The sequence below is a fragment of the Streptomyces marianii genome (assembly GCF_005795905.1).
In the GTDB taxonomy this organism is placed as follows: domain Bacteria; phylum Actinomycetota; class Actinomycetes; order Streptomycetales; family Streptomycetaceae; genus Streptomyces; species Streptomyces marianii.
On record NZ_VAWE01000002.1, the window covers coordinates 93429 to 118124 of the forward strand.

At 70.0% G+C, this 24696-nt stretch carries 16 protein-coding genes; 10 read left to right on the forward strand and 6 right to left on the reverse strand.

What is annotated here, in order from left to right; translation table 11 throughout:
- Positions 1-567: 567 nt before the first annotated feature.
- The 6 genes from FEF34_RS38300 to FEF34_RS38325 form a co-directional block, all read right to left on the reverse strand.
- Complete coding sequence (locus FEF34_RS38300; protein WP_138058065.1) at positions 568-2175, reverse strand: hypothetical protein; 1608 nt, start codon at positions 2173-2175, stop codon at positions 568-570.
- The gene (locus FEF34_RS38305; RefSeq protein ID WP_325063676.1) at positions 2172-3344 is read right to left on the reverse strand and encodes a bifunctional DNA primase/polymerase; all 1173 of its coding nucleotides are present in this window, start codon (positions 3342-3344) and stop codon (positions 2172-2174) included. The genes FEF34_RS38300 and FEF34_RS38305 overlap by 4 nt, the downstream gene beginning before the upstream one ends.
- Before the next feature lie 334 nt (positions 3345-3678).
- Positions 3679-6126, reverse strand: a complete 2448-nt coding sequence (locus FEF34_RS38310; protein ID WP_138058067.1) for a hypothetical protein — start codon at positions 6124-6126, stop codon at positions 3679-3681.
- Positions 6127-7239: 1113 nt separating this feature from the next.
- Positions 7240-7713, reverse strand: coding sequence for a hypothetical protein (locus FEF34_RS38315; RefSeq protein ID WP_138058068.1), 474 nt, complete (start codon positions 7711-7713; stop codon positions 7240-7242).
- A gap of 518 nt (positions 7714-8231) precedes the next feature.
- Complete coding sequence (locus FEF34_RS38320) at positions 8232-8669, reverse strand: hypothetical protein (RefSeq protein ID WP_138058069.1); 438 nt, start codon at positions 8667-8669, stop codon at positions 8232-8234.
- A gap of 683 nt (positions 8670-9352) precedes the next feature.
- Complete coding sequence (locus FEF34_RS38325) at positions 9353-10267, reverse strand: AAA family ATPase (protein ID WP_138058070.1); 915 nt, start codon at positions 10265-10267, stop codon at positions 9353-9355.
- Positions 10268-11205: 938 nt separating this feature from the next.
- Between FEF34_RS38325 and FEF34_RS38330 the strand changes: the two genes are divergently transcribed.
- From FEF34_RS38330 to FEF34_RS38375, 10 genes are all read left to right on the forward strand, one after another.
- Complete coding sequence (locus FEF34_RS38330; protein ID WP_234043315.1) at positions 11206-12633, forward strand: DUF2637 domain-containing protein; 1428 nt, start codon at positions 11206-11208, stop codon at positions 12631-12633.
- 724 nt (positions 12634-13357) lie between these two features.
- The gene (locus FEF34_RS38335; RefSeq protein ID WP_138058071.1) at positions 13358-14134 is read left to right on the forward strand and encodes a hypothetical protein; all 777 of its coding nucleotides are present in this window, start codon (positions 13358-13360) and stop codon (positions 14132-14134) included.
- A 14-nt stretch (positions 14135-14148) separates the two neighbouring features.
- A complete protein-coding gene (locus tag FEF34_RS38340) occupies positions 14149-16053 on the forward strand; it encodes a hypothetical protein (protein ID WP_138058072.1) in 1905 nt (634 codons plus the stop codon).
- A gap of 236 nt (positions 16054-16289) precedes the next feature.
- Positions 16290-17324 carry a conjugal transfer protein gene (locus FEF34_RS38345; RefSeq protein ID WP_138058073.1) on the forward strand — a complete coding sequence of 345 codons (1035 nt, stop codon included), beginning with the start codon at positions 16290-16292 and terminating at the stop codon, positions 17322-17324.
- Between the two features lie 96 nt (positions 17325-17420).
- Positions 17421-17648, forward strand: coding sequence for a hypothetical protein (locus FEF34_RS38350; protein WP_138058074.1), 228 nt, complete (start codon positions 17421-17423; stop codon positions 17646-17648).
- A 12-nt stretch (positions 17649-17660) separates the two neighbouring features.
- The gene (locus FEF34_RS38355) at positions 17661-18251 is read left to right on the forward strand and encodes a hypothetical protein (RefSeq protein ID WP_138058075.1); all 591 of its coding nucleotides are present in this window, start codon (positions 17661-17663) and stop codon (positions 18249-18251) included.
- Entirely contained in the window at positions 18248-19072 is an 825-nt protein-coding gene (locus tag FEF34_RS38360) for a cell division protein FtsK (RefSeq protein WP_138058076.1), read from the forward strand. Before FEF34_RS38355 ends, FEF34_RS38360 begins: the two co-directional genes overlap by 4 nt.
- Positions 19069-19866: a hypothetical protein gene (locus FEF34_RS38365; RefSeq protein WP_138058077.1), complete on the forward strand. Its 798-nt coding sequence runs from the start codon at positions 19069-19071 to the stop codon at positions 19864-19866. Before FEF34_RS38360 ends, FEF34_RS38365 begins: the two co-directional genes overlap by 4 nt.
- Complete coding sequence (locus FEF34_RS38370; RefSeq protein ID WP_138058078.1) at positions 19863-22463, forward strand: ATP-binding protein; 2601 nt, start codon at positions 19863-19865, stop codon at positions 22461-22463. The genes FEF34_RS38365 and FEF34_RS38370 overlap by 4 nt, the downstream gene beginning before the upstream one ends.
- A 122-nt stretch (positions 22464-22585) precedes the next feature.
- On the forward strand, positions 22586-24661 hold the full coding sequence (locus FEF34_RS38375; RefSeq protein ID WP_138058079.1) for a hypothetical protein: 2076 nt from the start codon (positions 22586-22588) through the stop codon (positions 24659-24661).
- Positions 24662-24696: the final 35 nt, after the last annotated feature.

Here is a 24696-nt window from a genome sequence, read left to right on the forward strand (position 1 = left end):
GGGGCCAAAGGCGAGACCACCGCCTACCGAGCCTCGTACTCAACCGCTGCCCGGTGACGCAGATGCCCACGGTGACGCTGGCGGTGACGCTGCGGCGTTCGCTCATGCTGCCGCTTTGACGTGGGGTTTCTCTGTCGGCCAGGTGGGCGGCGGACGCTGATGACGCTCCGCCGCTCCATGTCTCCGAACCTGCCTCTTCCTCTTCTTTCCCTCCTTCAGTGAGATGGGGTACGAGAGCGTCATCAGCGTCACTCCGCACGGCGGACGGCAGAAACACGTAGGTCAAAGCTCCAATGGGCCGGGCAGGGTGCGTCACGAGCAGCGTCATTCCTGCGTCACCGCCTCCGGGGCGCGGCGGGGACTGGACCGCCGCGGCGCGGCCGGCAGTGGGGGTGCGTCTCCTCGGGCGGGTTCTGCGGTGCTGACCGACGGAGAGAGGGGGCCTGCTGCCCTCCAGGGCTGGCCTCCCGGCGGGGGTCCGGGCATGCGTGTGGCCCGCGCGTCGGGGTGGTGACGGCGGGGCGGGCGGTGTGGGGTCCTGGTTCCGTCAGGCGGGCGGGTGGCGGGTCAGGTACTCGGGTCCGCAGCGCGCTCGAGGGTGATGCGGAAGCCTCGACCGCTGCCGGTGCGGGGCAGTTTGCGGATGTCGATGCCGCGTTGTCGTAGTGCGGGGGCGAGGGAGGTCAGGCGGGCGGAGAGCAGTGCGGTGGTCTTGGGCCAGGCGTCGGGAAGGGGGCCGGGTGGTCGGAGGGTGGTGTCGATCTGGCCGGTGGTGGCCTGCCACTGGGTGGTGCCGGCGGTGCTGGCCCAGCGGGTGAGGGCGGTGGCGACCGGGTCGGCGTCGAGGACGTCGTCGGTGATCTCCTCCTGGGCGCCGGTGTAGGTGGCCAGGGTGTCCCAGCCGGTGACCGCGTCGAGGGCCCAGAGCAGTTCGGCCCAGTCGGCCATCCGCGGCCGGTGGCCGAGCTGGGCGGCGGCGTCGGGCAGGCGCGCCCATACCTCGGCGGCCAGGTCGAGCAGGCCGCCGAGGATGCCTCCGTGCGCGGCCTGGTAGCGGTGCCACAGGTCGTGCTCGCTGCGCCGGGCCTTGGAGTCGATGGCTTCCAACGTGAAGGGGAGCAGGCGTTCGGCGAGGTCGGGCTGGAGGGCGCCGACGTCGATGCCGGTCAGCAGGACGGGGCGCTGGTAGGCCCAGGAGGTGACGTCGTCGTCGGTGTACATCTCGCGTTTGGCGACGGAGGCGCCGGTGACGGTGCGGCACAGGAAGTCGCTCAGCCACTGGGGGATGCCGGCGATGTTGTCCAGGCCCATGGTCCACCCGGCCGAGGCGGCGACTGCGCCGTCGTCTTCGCTGCGGGGGACGTTGCGGACTTCGGCGCGGATCCCGTCGAGTACCCGCAGCAGTTGCCGTGCGGTCGTGGTCTTCGCGGTGCCGCGTTCGCCGTTGAAGTAGGCGATGGGGCGCGGCATGTTGGGGCGCAGGCCGGCCAGGAGCCAGGCGACGGCCATCCGCCAGGACGGTTCGGCCAGCGCGGACAGCTCGCGTAGCTGTCCGAGGCCGGCCTGCCAGCCGCCCGGGTCGCGTTCGGGGAGCGGGAGTTCGCCGGTCAGCCGGGTGCGCCGCCACAGCGGGCCCTCGCCGACGGGCGGGGTGGTGACCGACCAGGTGCCCGGCTCGATGCACACGCTCAGGCCGTCCGGGCGGCCGAGGTCGAGCCAGGTGGCTTGCTTGTCGACGGGGTCGGGGGCGATGCGCAGGTGGACCGGCTGGTCCGGGGCGTCCACGGCGGCGATGGAGGCCATGGAGGCGATCGCGTCCGTCAGGCATCCCTGGGAGGGGGCCCGGCCGGTGCGCAGGACGTAGGAGCGGTTGAGGAGTTGGCGCAGGCTCACGGTGCCGCCGAAGCCTCCGGCGGCGCGCAGCGGGCGGGCGATCGGCGGGCCTTCGGCCGGGACGGCGTAGGCAGTCTGGTCGCAGCGCACCAGGACGTACTCGTCCATGCCCATGTGCAGCAGGACGTCGGCCTGTGACATCTTCGGCCCGCGGCCGGTGCCCTGCTGCTCCTCCGCCGCCGCGGCCGCCGTCTGATCCGGTTCGGCGGGCGGCGCCGGGCGGGCGGGGCGGGGTTCGCCGGCTGGGAGCGGGAGCGTCACGCGGGTGGTCAGGTCGGTCATGGCCGTGCTCCGGTGCTCGGGATGGTGCGCGGCGAGCGCATGCCCGCCTTCAGTGCGCGGTGGAGGGTGGACTGGGCCTTGGCTTCGCCGGGGTCGACCCCGGCGAGCGCGGCGGCCTCGGTGAGCGCCTGGTGGACCTCGTCGAACTCCAGCAGTCCGGCGCCGACCAGCTGGCCGAGCCGGAACCCGGCGCGGTTGATCGCGTCGTTGCGGCCGACGCGGGCGCCGGCCACGGTTGCGGCCTCCCGGCGCAGTGCCGCGGCGGCGTACGCGGCCTCGTCGTGCGGCCGGTGCCGGCCCGCGGGGCGGGGGAGGCGGATCCGGGCCGGCGGCGGGTCGGATCCGCGGGCGCGCAGGCCGACGCGGGCCAGCTCGATGGTGAGCCAGCGCGGCAGACGGGCGGGCTGCGTTGCGGGGCCGGTGATCTGGTAGCAGCCGGATCGGGTGCGGGTGGTGGGCGCGAGTGCGGTGGACCAGCCGGCCCGCACGTCGATCTGCCAGCCGAGCCGGCCCGCGCCCTGGACGAAGGGTGCTCCGCCGGTCTGGTACCAGAGGTGGATCCCGCCGCCCGGGGTGCGCACCGTCAGCGTCGGCGGGGCGTGCAGCAGGCTCTCGGTCCGCCGGATCCGGCACAGCAGCTCCAGCACGTCCACCCCGGTGCGTACCCGGTCGGCCTCCGGGACGGCGGACAGGTCGACGCCGGGCAGCACCAACTCGCGCTCGGGCAGCGGGTGGTGGTGGTCGTCCAGGTCGACGACCAGGAGACCGGACGGTCCGGTGGCCACGCCGACGGCGAAGTCGCGGCCACGCCACCAGCGGCGGATCAGGTCCGGATCGGTCGTCGCGGCCCGCACCCCGTGGCAGTACCGCCCCGCCGCCAGGCAGCCGCACCCGTCACCGCCCAGGTCGGGAAACCCGCAAGGCGGCGTGCCGCCGGGCGTGGGTGGCCGGCACCGGCGGCAGTTACCGGCCGGGTGCTTCGATCCGGGCGTGAGCGGATGAACCCACCACCCCTCCCCCGCGCACCGCAGGGCCAGCTCGAGTCCGTTGCTCACGCCGGTCTCACCGCCTCCCGGGCCGCGACGGAACGGACCAGCGCCGGAAGGGGCTCGCCCTCCAACGGCCGGGCCGCGTCCCCGGCCCGGTCCGCTCCGGCCGCACCCCGGCACGGGTCCGGCGGCTGAGCGCGGGCCTGGTCGAGTCGCTGCGCCGGCAGGGCCTGCGTATATCTCCGGGCCGCCGCGGTTACAGCCGTCTGGGCCTCCGGCTCACCGCGGCGCCGGGCCCGCTCGGTCCCTGCTCTTGCCAGCGGGCCGCGAAGCGGGATCTCCAGCGTCGGCACCGCTGGTCGGGCGCGGGTGGCGGCGCTCATCGTGGCGCCCGAGCTCGCAGCGGGGACGCCATCTGCCCGCGCTTCAGACCGCCGAGGGGTGACGGCGTCGGCGCGAAGCCTGCGGAGCGCGGCGGGGCGAGGCATGCTCGGACCGGACGCGAGGACGGTGGTCATGCCGCGTTCACCGCCTCCCGCGCGAAGGCGCCGGTGTGCTCGCCGCCGTCCTCGGCAGGGTTCTGGTCGGCGAGCTCGGCGCAGCGCCGCGGCCAGTCGGTCGCCGCCGCCCGCGGAGGCTGCTCACCCCGCACGATGCGCAACTGTCGGCACCGCTCGGCGAACAGGAACTCCACCGCCCGCTGCAGGGCCTCGTCCGCGCACCGCTCGGCGGCCTCCTGCGCCATTACCCGGTTCGGGAACCGGTGCGCCGAACGCATCTTGGCGTCGTACGCCAAGTCCGCCTCCGCCTGGGCCCGCTCCGAGCGCATCAGCCGCCCGCTCAGGCTCTCGCGCCGCCGGTCGCGGAGCTTCTCGGCCGTCTCCCGCACAGCGAACAGCAGCTCGATGTCGGCCAGGCCCTCGGCGCGCAGCTTCTCCAGGTGCTGCTCCAGCAGCGCTCGGGTGTCCTGCGTGCACCGGGCCGTCGTCTCGGCGACGGCGGCCGCGTCGCTGAGGTCGGCCCGGGCCATGACCGCGAGGTCGACCGCCTCGGCCACCAGCTGCTCCACCGACCGGCGCTGGGTGCATGACATGCACAGGCCGGCCGCGTCCGGGAGCCCGCAGTCCGCGCACGGCGCCGCCAGGCGCGCCTGCTCGGCCGCCGCGTACTGGGCGCGGCGTTCCTCGATGGCCCGGGCGCGGGCCTCCTGCTGGGCCAGCACCTGCTCCCGCCGCACGGCCTGGGCCGCGGCCTCCGACGCCACCACGGCGTTGAGCCGCTTCTCGATCTCGGCCTGCAGCACCTGCGGCTGGGCGCCGGCCAGCTCCCGGGACGTCTCCGCCGCGATACGGGCGCGCAGTGCGCGCCGGTCACCGATCAGCGCCTGGCAGCTGGGGCAGTCCCCGCCGGTGTCCATCCGCCGGCCCTCGTCGCACAGCTGCGACCAGCACCACGCCCGTTGGATCAGGCCCCGGCCCAGGATCCAGCCGACGGGATCGGTCACCGTCCGGCCCATCTGCTGATCGAGCCGCCGCTCAAGACGCTCGGCGAGGACCTGCTCGGCATCCTCCGGCCCGACGATCCCGCGCACCACACCGAGCTGGACCCGCACCGCCGCAGCCACATGCCGCCGGGCCGCCGGACGCACGATCCGCTCCCACACGCCCCGCACCGGAGCAAGCACCGACTCCAGACCCGCCGGCAGGGCCGCGGGCCGGACGAACACCGGCGCTCCCAGCTGCTGGACGCGAGCCTTCACCGGGCCGCACTCGGCCGACCGCCCCCACTCACCTGCAAGATCCGGATGCTGTTCCCCGCGCAGCGGGCCGCCCAGCCCCCGCTCGGCGGCACTATCGGGCACCTCAGTCTGCTCCTGGCCGTCCTCGCGGGCGTACGCGCCTCTCGGCAGACCACCGCACCCCCGATCGGCTTCGCCGGAAAACCCACCATCAAGCGAGAGAGAACCACCGAGAGACACCACCTGCGGGTGGTCGGCGTGGAGGGGTGCACCAGCAGGGCGCTCCACCACACCGGTCCCCGACCCCGCCTCCGGGGCCTCTTCCCCGCTGATTACCGGGCCGTCGGACTGCTGACCGGCACCAAGATCCCCGAGTGCAGCAGCGGGGCGCTGGACTTCCCCGGGCTCGACATCGTCGAACGACTCCTGCCGCCAACCCTCCCCCGACAGCACCAGCACCTCACCCGAGACCACCTCGTCCTCGCCGTCCGCCGAGGCGCACACGCACGAGCAACGCCCCTCCGGCTCCTCGCCACCGTCCTCGACCACCACCCTCGGCGCCCAGCCGCGCCCGAACGCCGCCGCGATCGCCGGAACCACCAGCCGCGCCTTGCCGAACTGGCCGTCCTCCGTCGTCCCGCGCACCACCTCGACCAGCCGCAGACGCTCCAGCCGGTCGACGACCTTCCCACCGCCGGACACCGAACAGCCCAGCGCCTTCGCGACCGTGGCATCCGCGCGCCCGCGGCCCTCCTTCACCGAACCGCCCACCAAGCGCACCCGCCCGTTCGGACGGGTCTGCAGCGCCAGGAGCAGCAGCGCCAGCCGGTCCGTCGCCGCGCCCCTCCCCCGCCGTGCCGCCAGCAGCCCGGGCGGCGTCACCGGGCCGTCCTTCGGCGCCCAACCCGGCGCGAACAACGCCTCGCAGAACCGCAACAGCGTCGCCAGGTCCTTACGAGCCAGGGCCAGCGGGTGCATCGGATCACCGCTCTCCCGCGCCGCGAGCAGCGGAAGCAGCTTCCACTCCAGCCCCGCCACCCGGCCGGACTCCTCCGTCCACGGATCCGTCTCCACCACACCGGCTTCGCGCATGTCGGGCAGCACCGTGTGGTCGACGTACGACTCGGTCACCCCGAGCCACCGCCCCATCTCCCCCGCTCGCAACCGCAGCACGGCGCTGCGCGCCGGCGCCTTCGCCAGCAGCACCACCGCCGCCAGACGCACCGCATCGGACGCACCGTCAAGGGACCGGTCCGCAAGGAGACACCGCACTGCGGCGTGCAGCCGGGCACGCATCACCCGGTTCAGCACCAACGGATCACCCGGCCCCGACTCCGGGACCGGACCCGCCAGCTCAACAACCTCGCCCGGGCGCGCACCGCGCGGCCAGGACGTACCAGAACGCTTGGAACGAGCTGCCCTATCAGCCGTTTTCGGCATGACTGAGCCAGCCCTCGTACGGACAGCGATGATCTGCTCCATAATCGAGGTGGGAAGGGGACACCGGCACCGCGGCCCGTCTGGCTAGGGAAAGCACGAGAGACGGACGCGGCGACACCGGAACTCAGCTGGCTACTCGGCTCGGCAACACTCCCTCCAAGTAGTGCGAGCGGTGAAGGACTGGTAGGTCTGGACTCTTCGCATGTCGGCCAACCTGCAAGAGTCGGCTTGTGGATAGAGACCGATGCGCGGGAGGGCGCAGGTTGGGCTGCTGGCTGGGGCTTGAGCCGAGGATGACCAGCAGTGTGGGGAGCAGAAGATCAGCCCCTCGGCTGGCGGCTACGATCCGGCGCAGTTGAGGAGAAAAGGGAAACACCCATCGTCGCTGGTCTGCTGATCCTGCAGGCCAGCCACGACCTATTGGTTGTGGAGGACGCCATGTTCAGGTACTGGACAGGCGATGGAGCCGCGGGGGCCTCCATACCGGCGCTGCGGTGACCAACGCCTACTGGGCGGGCCAGGAACGCCCGTTACGGGGCATGGCTTCGAGGACCGAGTGGCTGCCGTGAGTCGCGAGAACTCGGGACAGGAATCGCAACCGTCGACGCGCGAGTGAGGCAACGCCGCCTGAGGGTGGGTAGCCGGTGCGCAGACAGGCCACTGGGGGCTTGACCGAGCGTAGGGTTGCGGACCCCACGCTCGACGGACCCGCAGAACGCAAGTGGATCATGGTTACCAGTTTCGATGGGCATGACAACGGACACGTCTAGCCGAGGCTCCTGTCAGCGGAGACGACTCGGCTAGCGGCTGGTAACCTGGAGGATGGCGAGAGAGGCTACCTAGCCTTTTCGGTTCGGCACCCACCCTGTTTGCGGCAGTCGGTGGGTGCCGTTCTCTTTATGCGGCGTCCTTGGCGACTCCTTCGTCGAACTCGGCAGCCAGCCGTTGCTGCAACTTGGCGTGCCAAGCCCCGATTGGCAGAACGTGGTACGGCCAGTCCTGCGCGAGAGCTTCTTCACTGAGCTGCAGCAGCTGGTAGTCCTGGTGGGCAAGGGCGACAGACTCCGGAAAGGCTACGAGCCGCGTGCGGGGGTGGATCTTGTTTCCTCCTCCAGGCTCGGACGCCGCGACCAGAAGTTCCATCACTATCCGGACGGCGTCCCAGTCACGCTGGAACGCTGCGGTCGTGCGCTCGCCCTGCTGCGTATCCCTGTTCGTGGACCTCGTCGCGCCGAGTGCTGCCGCGACCTGCGCCAGCACAACGTCGTGAGGACGGAGCTGGTCGGCCTCTGGCAGAAGCCCGATGCGTGCCAGGTTCTTGAGAGTTCCCGCCCCGACACCCGACCACTCGGACACGGTGCGCTGAGACACCGTTCCGTTTCGTCGCACGGCTGACCTGCGAGGCGGCACTGGAACTCCCTCCGAACAGAGCTGTGGTGAGCACGAGGCTATCGTGTCGCGCTGCGAATCATACGACCCTCGCGCATTCTTGATGCAAACCCAGGTATGTCAGCGTGTCGTGGGTGCTGCCGCACCATCAGCCGGCGGATGGCCCTGCAGTCGAGCAAAGACGCAGGTGGGGAGGCATCCTTCACTCGGAAACGAAGGTGTCGGATGGGCAGCCGAGGGGGCAACAGCTAAGCATCTCATGCGTCCAAGTGCACGAGGGTCGTGCAGTTTGGTGGTCGAAACGGTGGCGATCGAAGCCAACGGTGCGCCGCCGAAGGGAACGACCCGACCAGGCCGGACGGACCCCTACGCCTATTGCTGTCGCGTGTCCCTGTGTCCCGCCGCGTGTCCCGCCACGTGTCCCAGGTTGTGCAATTGTGAAACCGGGGTGTGAAGAAGGGGTGCGAACCAGTTTGGTTCGCACCCCTCCAGACCTCGGATCAGGCTGGCGCTTCGGCCTGCAGCTGTCCGAGGAATGACTGCACGATTACGTTGATCATGTGACCGTGCAGTCCTGTGGTCTTCGCCAGGAGGAGCTCGTCCATCATGTCGTCGAGCCACACGTCATTCGTCGTGCTGATGCTGTAGTGGTTCGCCGAGGCGGATCCCCCCTCCTCACCCAGGTGCTGGTCGCGGAAGTCGTCCGCGGCCTTGATGAGGTCGGCGACCGGCACGTCGCGGACCAGGGTGATGGCAGCATCGAGGTAGTGGCTGGGCTTGAGGTTTCGAAGCCCCAGCATCCGCTTGTCCTTCACCATCTGACGATTCACCGCAGTGGCGACGTCGTCATGAAGGCGGATGTTGCGCTTCGCGTTCTTGTTGCCGGTTCGAGTGGCCTGGGCCAGGCGGTAGCTCTTGGCGAGTTCGTAGTAGGCCACTGGTAGCCCCTGCACCTTCTGCTCAAGTTGAGGCGGAAGGGCATCGAGCATCTTGCTCTCGGCGTAGCCGCTGGACGCGGGAAAGGCGGGCCCAGCTGTCCGGCGAAGGGTCATCTCGCCAGCGGGGGCTGTCGCCTCCTGCGCAGAGGATGACGTGCTGGCGCTGCGGGTCTCAGAGGCCGTAGTCAGCAGCAGAGGAGACCCAGAAGTCTGCTGGGCTGCGTGATCACCTTCTTGCGGAGGAATGAATGCTGCCTCCGCCACTGATCCCGGACCGACGATGCTGTTTCCGCCGCCGCTAGTCGAACTGGAGAGCGAAGTGGCAGGGGGGGTGGTGGGGGCTGTGGACGGCTGTGAGGCCGCCGGCTGTGCCAGGGGCTCAGCTGCTGCGCCAGGCTTCTCCGTGTGTTCAGGCGCAGGCGCTGCAGCTGACTCATCTGCAGCTGCGGACCTTGAGGTGGGGGAAGTCTCGGTGGGGCTACTAGCAGCGGCCGCCCCGTCAGCCCTCGGAGTACTGCCAGGGCCGCTTGTGGAAGCTTCTGCTTCGGGCGAGGAGCTCTCGCTGTTGATCTTCGAAAGGGCACCAGAAGCCGACAACTGGTTCAGGCGGCCGAATGCTGCGCTGGCCTTGGCTGTCCTCTTGCGAGGGGTAGGTGTCCTTCCCTTGCCTTTAGGTTCGGACATTACCGAGCCCCCAGTGCTTCGTGCTGCCAGGCAGCTTCGCGCTCCGCGATGACCGGGGCGGGAACACCGAGAACTTCCGCGAGCACAGACCCGAAGTAACCGAAGTCGTCCGGAATGGATCCCCAGGTGTCGGCGATGCCTTCGAGTAGAGGGATGGTCCCTTCCAGGAGCTCGACCGTGGGCAGGCCGTCAGGGTGGTCGGCGCTCTCGCCTTGAATCAGACCCTGAATGTAGTCACGGGCGTTGGTGTAGCTACTGCGCTTGGGGAACGACTTCGCGAGCATGACCGACAGGTCGATGCGCTCGCCCATTTCCTCCAGAAGGTCAAACGTCGTGGTCAGCTGAACCACGTCGCCAACGTGCTGTTGCGTGGGCACGATCCCACGCTTGGTCAGCATCCAGGCCGTCTTGAGTACCCCCTTGTCCGTAGGCCCAACGTCGATGATGAGGTGCTTAAAGCCCCTCGCCATGAGGTCGGTTACCTGCTTGGCCATGGCGGATCCCGTGTAGCCGACCACGGTTACAAGGGGCGGCCAGTCTTCGCCGGCAGCCGCCTGCCACTTGAGGCACGTCTTGTTTGTGTCGTCGGCGTCTACGAGGAGAACCGGCTCCCCCGTGAGTGCCAGGATCAGTGCGATGTAGACGGACAGGGTCGTCTTCATCACTCCGCCCTTTGCGTTACCCATGGTGATCTTCACGCCGTCAGGCGTGTTAAGGGCGGCAAGGACAGCCGTCTTCAGCGGCTCCGGGAGTTCAGTGACCAGTTCCCTCACAGCGTCGGCAACGTGTGAGGGAACCGTCAGAGCAGGTGTGGTCGCTGGTTCGGCCCGGAACGTGGAGGGAACGAAGGGCTCTTCGCTTGCGGGGGAGGGGACCAGACCCTGTGTCTGTTGAGAGGCGAGATCGCGAGGCATGTGGATCGTGTACCTGCTTACTTCTTGGCGAGATGCTACCTGGCTACCGAGCGCCCGCGTCAGCTGGCGCCGCAGCTACCCCCATATTGCGGTGGGTGCCGGATGGAGCGGGTCTTACGGGAGAGGGGCTACTCTCCTGTGCGTCCTGGTCGCTCTACGGCTGGTCGCTTTGGCGCCGAGTCGCCTAGGTGGGCACCCGGCTGCCACCCGGTCTGTGGGATGGCGAGGACACGCTAGCAGAGGGGTGGTGTCCCCCCAGCCGGGACGCACGGAAGAGCACTCAAGCGAGTCCCTGTTTCTCGCGATGGAGGCAACGTCGACCGCCCTGGCTGTTCTGTTGTTGAGCAGGATTCATTCCCGCATGCCGGGCGATGGCGCACTGAGGGGACTGCGGCGCTCGCTGGGAGCGGCGGCCACCGGAACGCCTCATTGGGCGGCTGTGTCCCTGTGTCCCCCCCTGTGTTCCCCCTTGTGTTCCCGGTAGTGCATTTGTGAAACGGCAGGTCAGAGGCCCTTTTTGCCATTCATTTACCTTGTTGGAGGGGTTCCCTCAGGGCTGGCAGCCAGCCTGCGAGGTGCGTTCCATGAAACCTGGAAGGTTGACGAAAGCGGCATAATGCGTGATCCAACTGTCAATGGATGTAAGTTACTTCATCCTCATTTCTCCCTGAGTTGAGATGTGTGCCACTGCTCAAGCGCAGCCCGCAATGAGTTGGAAGTGGTGACCAACAAGGAGCCGGCCCGGCAGGTGGCTGGCAGGACTAAGGGGATCTGACTGTCGGAAGGCCTCCAGCGCAGTTCGGTGACCGCCGCGGACAGCCCACGTTTCGTGAACAGTCACACCCTGGCGGCAGAGGTGGAGCCCAGGCGCTGGCGCGGACTCTGTCCACAGGTGGATCACGGCACGCTCTCCGCATCTAGACCAGAGGGAGTGGGAAGTGGAGCGCAGCGCAGGGCCTATCCGTCTGAACCGAACTCAGCGCTGGCTGGTCGTTGTGGTGATTGCGGGAGCGGTGGTGATTGCGGGGATCGGCTTCGTGGGCTCGTACGCGGCAGTGCGGGACCTAGCGATCGAAAAGGGGTTCGGCGCTTTCGCCGTTGTCCTTCCCGTTGGCGTCGACGCCGGCATTGCTGTGCTGCTCGCCCTCGATCTCCTCCTCACGTGGCTGCGCATCCCGTTCCCGATGCTGCGCCAAGCGGCGTGGCTGCTCACTGCGGCAACGATTGGGTTCAATGCGGCTGCGGCCTGGCCGGACCCAGTGGGCGTAGGTATGCACGCGGTCATCCCGGTCCTCTTCGTGGTGACCGTCGAAGCTGCCAGGCATGCCGTCGGACGGCTGGCGGCGATCACGGTGGGCCGACAGATGGAGAGCGTGCGTCTCTGGCGGTGGCTCCTGGCCCCACTGCCGACGTTCCGGCTCTGGCGTCGGATGATGCTCTGGGAGATCCGGAAGTACGACGAGGTCATCCGTGGTGAGCAGCAGCGATTGGTCTACCAAGCCCGGCTGCGAGGCCGCTACGGCCGAGGTTGGCGCTGGAAGGCGCCTGTCGAGGATCTGCTGCCCTTGCGGATTGCCCGCTACGGCCTCCCCCTCGAGGGAGTTCCTGCCCGGACGCGCTCGCAGACCCTGGATCTGGAGAGCCGGAAGGGCATGAATGAGCAGGAACCCGTCGACACAACCAGGTGCGAGCGCAACGTTGATGTGGAGGCACACGGCACGGGCGACGGGGAAGTGGTCACTCAGACGCAGCAAGCGGTCCGTTGGTCGCATCACTCGGGCGCTGGCGCCGGTTCACCAGGAGTGGGGGAGACCGCGATGGAGGAGAGGCCCGAGCGAGTCGGTCCGCCCACTCGGGGTATCCAGCGGACAGTCCGTGGGGAGGGGCAGGAGACGACGGCACCCACACCATCCGCCCAAGGCACTGGAGAAGACGGGCCGGTGCAGCGGGCGGTCGGAGCGCCCGCTACACAGCTCGAAGCTCCCGAGCCGGAGGAGCGGGCAGTGATCGAATACGGTGACGGCGCGAACGCCAGTGGAACAGAGGGGCACGCAGAGGCCGTGACTTCGAATCCGGTGGATGCGTCACCGGCAGTCGAGCCTGTACTTGACACGAATGTGGAAGAGGACCGCTCCGACACGGCGGGCGTCGAGCACGAGGCGGCCATCAAGGCGCTGAAGTCGAACGCCGCTGCGGTCCGCTACGCGATGACGGTCCTCGGGACGACGAATACCCCGGCGGTGGTTGATTGGCTCGCAGCGCATGGCCGCGAGGTGAATCGCGGGCAAGCGCACAAGATCACCAAAGAGGAGGAGGAGCGTCAACAGAAGGGGAACCGAGTTGTCGTGGTGAGGGATGCCTCCTAGACGAGAGTCCTGCCCGCTTGGCCTAGCGCGGAAGGAGGACGGTGCTCGATACCCCAGGCAGCCCGCCGTCGAGCGCCTCGTCCAGGCCGATGCCCTCGACATGGTGAGTGGCAGCCAGGAGGGGATCTCTCCTTCAGGCCGCCGAGCTCGGCGGCCGAAAGCTTGATGCGTCGCGGCACTTCTGATGGAGGACCACCACCGATCTGCGCGATCTCGGCGCCACCGGCACCGTTCGTGGGCGCGCGATGCACCCAGGCCTGCGCGTTGTCGTTGTCGGCGCTAGCGCCTCCACTCACCCCCAGCCTGCGAACTTAGTCGGGTCCGCTACCGCTGGCGGGGGGACTGCCGGATGACCACCGCCCCCCACCACCAGTCCCGCGCTCGCCGGTGATCGGCCGGGATCCACTTCCCCCTCGCGCTGCGTGGCGGTTGGCGCCTATCAGAGGCGGGCCCGTCCAGGGCAGATTGCGGGGGTAGCGGCTGCCTGGCGGGCCGCTCGTATGGAGCTCTTGGTCAGCGGGCAGCTCTGGGTTCTGGATGCCGACCGATTTGCACGGCAGTTGGCGAGCTGGAGTGGGGAGCGCTCCCCTCCCCTGATGGCTTCCGAGGTCGTGATCGGTTCCGGTGAGTCCGACAACCGCTGACAAGCATGAACCTGCGCGACCAATCGACCATCCGGAACGGGCGGTCTCTATCCACAGGCAGCCCGGCCGAGCCTGCCAGTATGACTTCAGCACACCACCTGTACGCACTGCCGAAGCACCGACGCCTGGACCTGAAGGCACGCTTCCCGCACCTGACCGAGCAGCAGATATCCGACCAGCTGGGGCGGAATCTGGAGGCACGCGGCGCCGCGTGCGCCCGCTTGGACAAGCGGCGCGGTCACCTGCCGGCCGTCGCGATTCTGGGCAGCGATGAACGCTGGCACCTGCGCCTGGGCACGGCCATGATCTGTTCCAACGCCGCGCGCATCTTCCTTAACCTTGATGTTCCGGCACCCACGCCTGGGACGGTGATCCCCCATTCCTTCAGGGCCTTTCGGAGCGGCCCCGCGGGTCACGTCGCAGAAGACGACCGGGCAGGTGTACGGCCGGACTGGGACGTGGTGCTGACCGGCCAGGAACGGCGACCCGACCTCGTACCGCGGGCTGAACGGTGCCCGATCAACCTCGATCAGGGGGACTGGGCGCCCTTCAGTCAGGTGCCGCGCAGCGATTGGAAGGGCCGCAAGCGAAATCTCTACATCGCTGCGGCAGGCCCGATGTGCCATGCCTGCGGCGACAGCCTGGGGCAGGACCTCCACTACGACCGGTACACCCACCTGATTACCGGTCTTCTGTGCAACGACTGCAGCAGCCACGTGAACGAGTGCCCTCACCCGTCGGGTTGCTACCAGGCCGATTACCTCAACGCCCCGCCGGCCGCTCACTTGAAGGAGCGGTACTACGTGGGCGGCAACCGTGACGACCGTAAGCGCGCCGCACGCAGCGCGGCGGCCTGAGGGGGAAGTGGGCCGTGGCGCAGACAAAGTTCGACAGGCAGCTCGAAGAGGGCCTGGAGCAAGCGGCGCTGGTTTTCGGTCGGTTCGTCAGCGGGGCTCCGCTGGACGGTGAGCCGCGACCACCGGGCAGTCTGCCGCGGTGGGGGATTGCCCTGCTGCGGCTGGTGTTCCTTGCCTGGGCGGGCTGGGCCGCGTGGATGTGGTGGGGCGTGAAGGATCACGACCGGGTGATTCGCGTGTCGATCATCGCCGCGGCCGTGGCCATACCGATCCTGGTCATCGCCGCGATACGGGGCCGAGGCCGGCGTCAGCACATGCGGGCTCTGGTGATCCCCATGTCGATGGCGCTCAAGGACCTCCTCTCCGGGTGGGACGACCACCAGCGCCTGCGTGCCCTGACCATTCCCATCGACCGGTCGTTCGTCGCGATCCGGCTGCCGGACGGCTGGCACGACCCCGGCGGCGTCAAGGAACAGATGCGGGAGCTGGTCCAGGACCGAATGGGCGGGCTGTGGGCGGGGGAGTGGAATCTCAAGAACCACCCGTTCAACGTGGTGTTCACCCCGCAGAAGCCGAAGCCGAAGCTGGAGCCGCCGGAGAAGGTCGACTTCTTCAGCGACGTGGTGCAGCAGGCGATCGCCGCGTGCGAGCCCGGCCAGCTCGTGCTCGGCATCGACGAACGCCAGCGACCGGTCATCAAGGAGATGACCGGAGAGACCGCGATGTGGGCCCTGTCGGTGGGCTCCGGTGGCGGTAAGTCCTCGTTCCTCCAGATGATCATCACGCAGCTAGTCCGACAGCGGGCGACCGTTATCGGCATTGACGTGAAGATGGCCTCTATCAACTGCTTCGAGGGCGTCGAGGGCGTGCACCTCTACACCGACCCGGGCAATGTCGGTGACATGCGGGCGGCTATTTCCTGGGCGGCCCGCGAGGTCGAGGCCCGGAACTATGTGAAGAAGACCAACCCGCGGAAGAACTTCGACCGTCTCACCCTCATTCTTGAAGAGGGCAACGAGTTCGGCGACGCGTCGAAGGAGTGGTGGAACGAAAACAAGGAGAAGGGCGACCCGGCCAGCGACCCCATCTGGGGCGACATCGCCTCCATCATGCGCATGGGCCGGCACGTCAACGTGACGATCATCGGCGTGTTCCAGGACCTGCGGGAAGCCGCGGTCGGCTCCAGGGGCCTGCGGAACATGTTCCGCATGATCCTCATGGGCAACTTCAACGCCAACCAGTGGAAGATGATCGTCAACACGACGCCGGTCCCCGAGAGCGTCGACCGCGCCGGCCGCATGATGATCATCGAGGGCAACCGGCGGGTCTGGATTCAGGTGCCGTACGCGGACCCGGACGACTTCCGCACCCACAGCCTGGAGCTGCGCCAGCAGCTCGGCTACAGCACCGAGGACCTGTACGGCGCTCCGCCCGCGCGCAGCCCTCAGCGGCTGCCGTCCCTGCTGCAGGAGTCCACGCCCTTGTTCACCAAGGACGCCCCCAACACCGGGACGCCTGCCGTTTCCGCTGCTCAGGACGACAACGGTGAGCGGGCGGTGGTGAGCATGACCAAGGACGAACCGCCGCGGCTGGAAGGCGGCGGCGAGGCGGCGACCGACGGGGAGGCGGAGGAGAAGGCCGAACTGCTTGCGCTGGCGGAGATCTCCAGGCGGCTGGCCGCTGAGGGGATCGCGGTGAGCGCCGAGCTGATGCGACAGCACAAGCGACGCAGGAAGGACTTCCCCGCCGGCCGTGTCGTCGGCGGCAAGGAACTGTTCGTCCTGGAGGACATCGCCGCCTACTACCGGCCCGACGAGGACGAGGACGAGGAGGAGAGTCCGGAGCCGGACGAGGAGACAATGGACGGCAGCGAGGAGGAGCCGGACAACGAGGGCGAGGACGAGGACGAGCGCGCCTGACCGGTAGGCCACGCAGGCGTACCCCCAAGGGGGCCACGGGAATTCCCGTGGCCCCCTTCTTCATGCCCTCGCAGCGATCGTCGGGCCCCTGCGAAGAATCGGCGGAACTTATCCACAGGCCAACACTCCTACGTTCTCCATGTGAGCTTTTCCGCGAAAAGCGTGAAGTCACATGACATTTCGTCATGCCCTTCCCGCGCGGAGGTCGGAATCGGGAATCGGTCGAGGAGTACGTGATGAGTGCGCTGCGGAAGATGCTGAATCTTCCACCGAAAGAACCCAAGGGCGGTGATGAAACAAGCCCTGCCGCCGCAGATGCCCCGGTGGAGGCGCCTGCGGCGGAGACGGACAAGCGGCTGTCCCGGGCGCCGGCCGCTGTCGGCTGGGCCGAGGAGGAGGAGTCTTCCGGACGCTCGGCAGCCCGGAAGGCGGGCAGGGTGGCGATCTGGCTGGTCATCGGCCTCGCCGCGTTCACCGGCGTGCGGACGTGGGTCTTCCCCGCCAAGCCGCCGGCCCCTGTACAGCAGGTGGACCCGCAGGCCGAGGCCCGGAAGAACAACGTTCCCGAGGCCGAGGCGCAGCAGGTCGCCGCTCGCTTCGCCCGTTCGTACATGACTTGGAACGCCCAGGACCCCGACGCGAGGGCCAAGGAACTCGAGGCGGATCTCGCCAAGGGCATCGACCCGAAGCTCGGGTGGAACGGCTCCGGCCTCCAGCTGGTCGCCCAGACCATTCCGGGGACCGTCACCCAGGTCGGCGGGAAGCGTGCCCGGGTCCGGGTCGACGTGCGGGTGAGCGTGGTGACCGGCAGCGGCAACAAGCAGCGCACCGTGACGAGTTGGCGCGGGCTGGAGGTGCCCGTGGCGCAGGGCGCAGGCCGGGTCGTGGTGACCGGCGAACCCGCGATCGTCGGCATGCCGACCGCCGCCGCCTACAAGGCGCCCGACGGGCCCGAAGCCGACGCTCAGCTGTCCACCCAGACCCGGGACACCGTCAAGGACTTCCTCACCGCGTGGGCCGCGGGCAGTGAGGACCAGGCCGCAGCGCCCGGCGCCGACATCCAGCCGCTCGGCCCCGGACTGAAACTCGACGCGCTCGACTCCTGGGTCGTGGACGCCGCAGGCGGCGACAAGCGGTTCGGTACGGCGACCGTGCGCTGGAAGATCGGCGCCGCTCAGCTGCAGCAGACCTACCAGATCACCCTCACCAAGGTCTCGGCCAGCAGCGCGAGCCGCTGGCAGGTCGAGGCGGTCACCGCGAAGACCGCGTAGCCGGCCCCGCCTCCTCTTCCGGCGGCTGCCGCGGGCCCGCTCGTCGGCCGGCCCTGTCAACACCCCTTTCCCACCAACCCAAGGAGTGGATCCCCCATGGGCGGAAACGGCCTTGTCTCTTGGATTCTCGCCGTCGTCGGCTCCCTCTTCGTCGCCGTCCTCGCCGTTCGCGGCTTCGGGCACTGGATGAAGAAGGAGTGGGGCGCGCTGATCACGCACATGATCGGCGGTGCAGTGGTCGCCGTCATGATCTTCACGCCGACCCAGGCCGTGAACATCCTCAAGTTCATCGGCGCCAAGATCGCCACCGTCTTCACCGGCTGAGGCGGCGAAGCGATGCGAACCTCCAACACCTACACCCGGCACTGGGACCTGGAGACCCGGCAGCACGAACTGCTGGGCCTGGACCTCGGCGAGGGGCTGCCGCGTACCACGCTGAAGTACGGCGCGGTGATGTTCCCGCTGTGGTGGGGCGCCTGGCTGCTGCTGTTCGGGATGCCGCTGAAGCCGCTGATCCCGCTGTTCCTGCTGCCGCCGTTGTTCTTCACCTACTACGGCGCGAAGCGGTCCACCACCTACTGGCGGCGGACGAACCTCCTCGTGTGGGGGCTGCGGCTCAACTTCCTCAACCACGGTGTCCGGCCGGTCATCGGCCGGGGCCGCATACCCCCCTCCAAGGTCGGCCTGCGCTTGCGGACCCAGCGCCTGGCCGAACGCGCCCCGCAGCTCACCGAGATGCCGGCGTTCTCCTCCTTCTTCACCACCAGCGCCGACACCCCGGACGCCGCCGAGTCCTGCGGCAAGCCCGCTCACCTGCGGCCCCGCCTGCGGATGTACGGCCCCGACGCCGTCGCCAAGGCCCGCACCAAGACCGCCAAGCGGCAGCGCCGCTCTGCCCGGCATGCAACGAAGGGCACCAGCCGATGACCAGCCAGACCTCCATCCCCGTCCAGGCCCTGCGTAAGTCGGTACGCCTCGGTGACCGGCACACCCTGAACGCGCTGAACACCGCGCAGACACCGCTGCTCGGGCTCGCTGACGGCGACGAGGCCGTTCACCTGCCCGAAGGCGCCGAGCACGTCCTGGTCGCCACCGGTGCCGGCGGCGGCACGACCACGCTCCTGCGCACCCTGACCGCCCAGGCGCTGGCCCTGGGCGCGAGCGTCGACCTCGTCGACCCGGGCGGCGTCGGCCACCTGTGGGCCCGCGACCTGCCCGGGGTGCGCTACCTGTCCCGGATCGCGGAGATCCACGACCACCTGCTGCTCAACGTCGCCTCCCTGCAGGACGGCACCGGCGGCTGGGACGGCAGCTGGAGCGGACGCCGGGTCATGGTCATCGAGCACCTGGGCACCGTCACGTACGGGCTGCGCGAGTACTGGTCGCAGACGCGGCCCGAAACCCAGCTGGAGGAAGCGCCCGGCGTCGAGGCCCTCGGCGTCCTGCTCGCGGCCGGCCCCGGCTTCGGCATCCAGGTCTTCGCCGGCAACCCCCGTGTCGGACTGCCGGGTCTGGGCTCCGTGCCCGTCAAGGACGTCTTCCCCACCCGGGTGCTCGCCTACGGCGGCGCCGCCCTGTGGCAGCGCGTCGCCCCCGAGGTGTGGTCCATCCCGCCGTACTCCATGATCCCGGGCCGGATGCACGCGGTCGCCGACCGAAAGACGACCGCGTTCCAGGCCCTCTACCTCAGCGACGCCGAGGCCCGCGCCTTCGCCCGCGGCGTCATCGAGCCGGGGGAGGCGGCGTGAACCCGACCCGACCGCGCACACCCCGCCTGCCGCGCCCGGACGTGCACCTGACCCGCGGACCGGGCCGGCGGGCCGCACAGCGCAGCCCCCACCCGCTGATCGGCCTGGGCGCCGACGACGCGCCGGTCCACCTCACCCCCGACGACGGTCACGCCCTGCTCACCGCACCGGCCGGCATGGGCACCACCGAGCTGCTGCGCACTCTCGGCGTGCAGGCCCTGGCCGCCGGCCGGCAGGTCGACATCCTCGACGTGTCCGGCTGCGAGCACCTCTGGGCCCAAGGCCGGGAGCACGTCACCTACCTCGACGATCCCGACCAGCTCCACCGGCATCTGATGGGCCTGGCACACCAGGCCCGCGGCCGGTCCAGAGCCGGCGTCCCGGGTCCGCCCCGGCTGCTGCTGGTGGAGAACGACGGCACCACCGAGGTGCTGCGCCACCATCACGCCGACCCGCGCCCCAACGGAGTACCGCTCGACGCGCTCACCGCCGTCCTCGCGCACGGCCGGCCGGTCGGCATGCAAGTCGTCCTGGCCTGCCGCGAGCTCCCGCCCCCGCTGCGGCACCTGCGTTCCCTGTTCACCACCCGCCTCGTCATCGACCCGGACGGGCCCGGAGCCGACAGCACCCACGCGCCGCCCTCGTCCCCGGCCGGATTCCGGCCGGGCCTGTGGCAGCACATCAACGCCGCCGGCCGCCGCCTGGTCCAGGCCGCACGCATCACCGAGCAAGACGCCGCCCGCTTCATCCCGACCCGCCCCGCCGCCCGAGACACGAAGGAGTCCCACCGATGAGCACCACCACGAAGGCGGCGAAGAAGTCCGCGTCGAAGTTCGGCCGGCTCCTCGGCCTGGGCGCCGAACGCCTGATGAAGGAACCGCAGCTGGTGGCCATCGCCGACGGCCTGGTCGTCACCGACGTCGCCGCCGAAGCCTGGTTCACCCTCAGCAGCTCCAACACGGACCTGATGCCCGAAGACCGCCAGGACATGGAGCAGGACGCGGCCGCCCTCGCGCTCGCCAAGGTCCTGCCCGGCTACGACTGCCACCTCAAGGTCATCTGGGCGCGCCTGGACGGCGAGGACTACCGGGAAGAGGCCCGGCAGATCTTCACCGCCGGGGACGTCGAAGCAGTCGCCGAGATGTGGGCCCAGCGCCTGGACACCCTCGACCTGCCGCAGCGGCACATCCTGCTCGGCATACGGCTCGTCGAGCGTGACTCCGCTGCCAACGCCACCGTGAAGAACGGCATCGCCGACGCGCTCGGCGTCGGCCACACCGGCCTCGACGAGAACGAGCTCTCCCACCTCGACGGGCTCGCCCGGCGCATGGAACGCCGTCTGGAAGCCACACCGTGGCGTGCCCGGATCGCGCCGGCGGAACTGCTGGCCTGGGCAGTCTCCCGGGAGTCCTTCCGCCCGCAGCCGGCCCCGCCTCACCTGCCCACCGTCACCGGCGCCTCCCTGGTCCGCCTGACCCAGTCCCGGGCCATCCCTCACGCCGACCACGTGCGCATGCTGGACGCCCGAGGAGAGACCGCCGCCTGGGTCAGCGTGCTGGCGATGCCGGCGTTCCCCGAGCAGATGATCACCCCCGGCGAGCAGGAGTGGCTGCGCTGCCTGTCGGAGATCAGCTACACCCACCCCACCACCGGCGATGACGCGCTGGTCTGCCCCGAGGCAAGCGTCCGCTTCACCGTGTGGACGAAGGGCCACGCGATCAAGTCCGTCGACAAGCAGCGCCAGTTGGCCAAGGAGCAGCGCCGCTCGGCGGCCGAAGGGTCGGCCGGTGAGACGTTCGCCGAGACCGAAGAGACCGAAGCGGTGATGGAGGACCTGCGCCGGCAGATGTCCCGCGACGGCATGACGCTCCTGGAGGACCACCCGCGGATCATCGTCTCCTCCACCGAGTCCCTTGAGGACCTGCGCGCCCGCTGCGACGCCGTCGTCGCCCACTACGCCGGCCTGTCCATCGACGTGGTGGTCGCCTCCGAGGAGCAGCGGGAGATGTGGCTGGAGGCCCAGATCGGGGACATGCTCCGCGTGTCCGACCTCGGGCACATCCGCACCACCGACGCGCTCGCGGCCAGCATGTTCTGGGGCGGGTCGGAGGCCGGAGACGACGAGGGCCCCATCGCCGGGCTGCTCACCGGCACCACCCCCGGCGTGTGCCGCATCGACATCACCGCCGGATCGGCCCGCGGTGACGCGACGACCACCGCGTTCGTCGGCCGGTCGGGCCGCGGCAAGACGACGTCGATGATGCTCGCCACGCTCATCGCCGGCCTCAAGGGCGCCTTCAGCCTGATGCTCGGCTTCAAGGGAGACGAAGGCGGCCTGGTGAAGGCCGGCGAGTACCTCGGCCTCGACTCCCACCACGTCACCTGCGGCGTCGAAACCCCCGCCGTGGCCGATGTGTTCCGCCTCCTGCCCAAGGGCGACGCCGCCCTGCAGGTCGTCTCCCAGCTGCTCATCATCCTGCCCGAGCGGATGCGGGACGCCGGTGTCGAGACGCATCTGCTGCGGGCCTGCAACGCAGTCGCCCAGCAAGACGACGCCTCCACCTTCCGCGTGATCGAGTACCTCCAGGCCAGCAGCGACCCCCTCGCCGTCGAGGCCGGCGACGCGCTCGCCGAGCTCTCCCGCACCCAGCTCGGTGCGCCGCTGCTGGGCCAGCCCCGCGCCGGCGCCTCGCCGCTGCGCCCGGAGCCGGGCCTGTGGCTGGTCCAGGTCCCCGGCCTGACGATGCCGCAGGCCGGCACCCGCCCATCCGAGATGACGATGACCGAGCGGGTTTCCCTGGCTTTGATGCGCGGCCTGATCGCGTACGCGCTGAACACCTCCGCCCGTTCCGACCTGCGCAATCTGCCCAAGGTGGTGGCGATCCCGGAGGTCCACGTCCTCACCGGCACCGACGACGGCCGCCGGTTCATCGACTACATCGCCCGTACGGGAAGGGCGCTGGATACCTCCCTCGCGATCGACACCCAGGACCCGAAGTCGCTGCTGGGCATGGACGGCGTCCTGGAAGCGATCACGACGGTCTGCGCCTTCGAGCAGTCCACCCGCAGCCAGCAGGACGCGATGGCCGAACTGCTGCGCCTGCCCGTCTCCGACAGCACCCGCGCGCTGATTCACGGCGTCGGCAAGGACGCGCACGGCGACATCCGGCACGGCCACTGCATCGTGCGTGACCGCCGCGACCGCGTGGCGACCATGCAGTGGGACGCCCCCTCGTACGAGCTGCTGCGCGCGCTGTCCACCAACCCCAAGGACCAGGCCGAGGACCACGCGGCCGCCCTGCAGGACGCCATGCCGCAGGACAACGGCCCGGATCCCGAATCCGCGGACTCTGTCCACAACCCGCCGCAGGAAGGGTCGGAAGCCGCATGACCCCTATCCGCAGCGGGCCGGCCGAGGCCGCCTGCGAACCCGAGGAGGCAGCCCGCCGTGACCCCACGACAGTGCATCCCGGCCGCCGCGGTGCCGACGGCCTGCGCGCAGGAGCGGACGCCATGAAGCACCTGCTGAATCGTTTCTGCATCGCGGCGCTCCGCCTCTGGCTCGCCCGGCCGCGGCTGCGCACCCTGATGCTTCCGACTGCCGGTCTCCTGGCCACCCTCGGTGTCCTCGCGCCGGCCGCAGCCGCCGACGACTCCGACAAGTACAAGCCCGGCGGCATCGGCGACATGATGCCGTCCCCCTTCAAGCCCCCGGGTCAGGGCACGCTGTTCGAGTCCTACAGCCCGGAGGTGTACCAGCTCGACAAGCAGCTCTCGGACGACCTCACCGGAGGCGACCTGATCGACGGGTGGCTGCACGGGTTCGGCAACATGCTCATGCAGGTGCTGACGCTGGTCGGCCGGGCCGCGGTCGTGGTGGTCGGCTGGTGCTTCAACGTCGTCAACCTGCCCGAGATCGAAGGCGCCATCTCCAAGGCGATCGGCGCCGCCGCGGGCCCCATGATGACGACGTTCCTGCCGACCGCCGTCGCCGTCGGCGGGTTCATCGCCTGGGCGAAGAAGTCGGAGACCTCCCCGCTGGGTCAGATCGCCTGGGTCGCCGCGTCCGCGGCGATCGCCACCACCTTCCTCGTCGCTCCGTCCACCTGGGTCAAGGGCGTGGACAACGGGCGGCAGCTGGGTGCGTCGGTCGCCATGACGACGATCGGCGCCGGCCTCGCCGGCGACGACGACGCAGCGATGCCCTTCAAGACGCCCAGGCCCCAGTGGTCGGACAACGAGAAGGACAACACCGTCCGCCGCGCCGGCGACGCCGTCTGGCGGACCTACGTCGCGACCCCCTGGTGCATAGCCGATCTCGGATCCGTCAACGCCTGCCAGAAGTGGGGCTACGAAGTCGTCAAGCGCGGCACCGACATGAAGGAGCGTGAGGAGTACCTCTCCTCCACCCTCAACGACGAGACCGTCGGCCGCGAGGCGGTCCTGTGGCGTCAGGGCCACACGCCCGGCGGCCGGATCGGTGTCCTCATCGCGGGCATCATCAGCTGCGTCATCTTCTGCGCCCTCGCGCTGACCCTCGCTTTCACCACTTTGGCCAGCCTCATCGGCGCGCTGATGCTGCTGGTCTGCGGCGTCGCCTTCGCCACCCTGTGGTGCATTCCAGGCAAACCCCGTCAATGGGGCGTGCAGTGGTTCGAAATGCTCCTCGGGCTGGTGATGGTGTCCTTCACGGCGACCATGCTTCTCGGCTCGGTCATGGTGGTCTGCGTTGCGCTGATGTCGCTGCTGCCCACCTACGGATGGCTCATGGTCAGCGCCCTCAACATCTGCGCCGCCGCGATGGCCTTCAAGGTCAAGGGCCGCCTCGACGGCATCGTGAGCGCCGGCGGCGCCCAGATGGCCGGGCGCGGCATGCTGAACACCATCGGCCGCATGGCCTCCGCCCGCCGACTGCGAAGCGCCATCAGCGGACGGCGCCGGGGCGGGTTCGGCGACATGGACCGTCACCCCGCCCCGGACACCCGCGGCGGCGGACGAGGCGGCAGCGGGAGCGGCGGGGGAGACGACAGCTCCTCGAGCGGATCGTCCAGCTCCGGTGACGTCCGCAGCCGCCCCAGCCGCACCATCCCGCCGCCGCCGAGCTACCCGCCCACCGTTCACCGGCCCGGCCACGCCGGCGCGGGACGGCCCGGCCCTGGCCTGCCCGGCGCAGCGCCCGGCCCCTCCGGGCCCGCTGGAACCGGACCAGGCTCGCCCGGCGGACGGCGCACCCGTCCCACCACCGGCCCCCGGCCCGGCCCGCCCCGCCGTCCCTCCGGACCCGGACGCACCACCACCGCAGGCACGACCGCAGGCGGCTACAGCGTGCGGCCCGGCGCGCCCCGGCGCACCGGAGTTCCGCCGACCAGCCCGTCCGGCGGCCGGCCGACCACCATCCGGGGCACCGTCATCAACCGGCCGGCCAACCCGACCGGAGCCCGGTTCCGGACCTACCCGCCGCCGGCCACTCCGCCGCGGCCGCCGCACCCGCCCCGCACGCCCGGCAGGGCAGGCGGAGGAGGCCTCCCGCCCGCCAGCGGAACGCGCAGCGGACCGCCCTGCCCCTCCAGGCCCCGCGGGAGTTCCTGAACCCGCCTGACCTGGGCTTCGCCCACCGCATGACA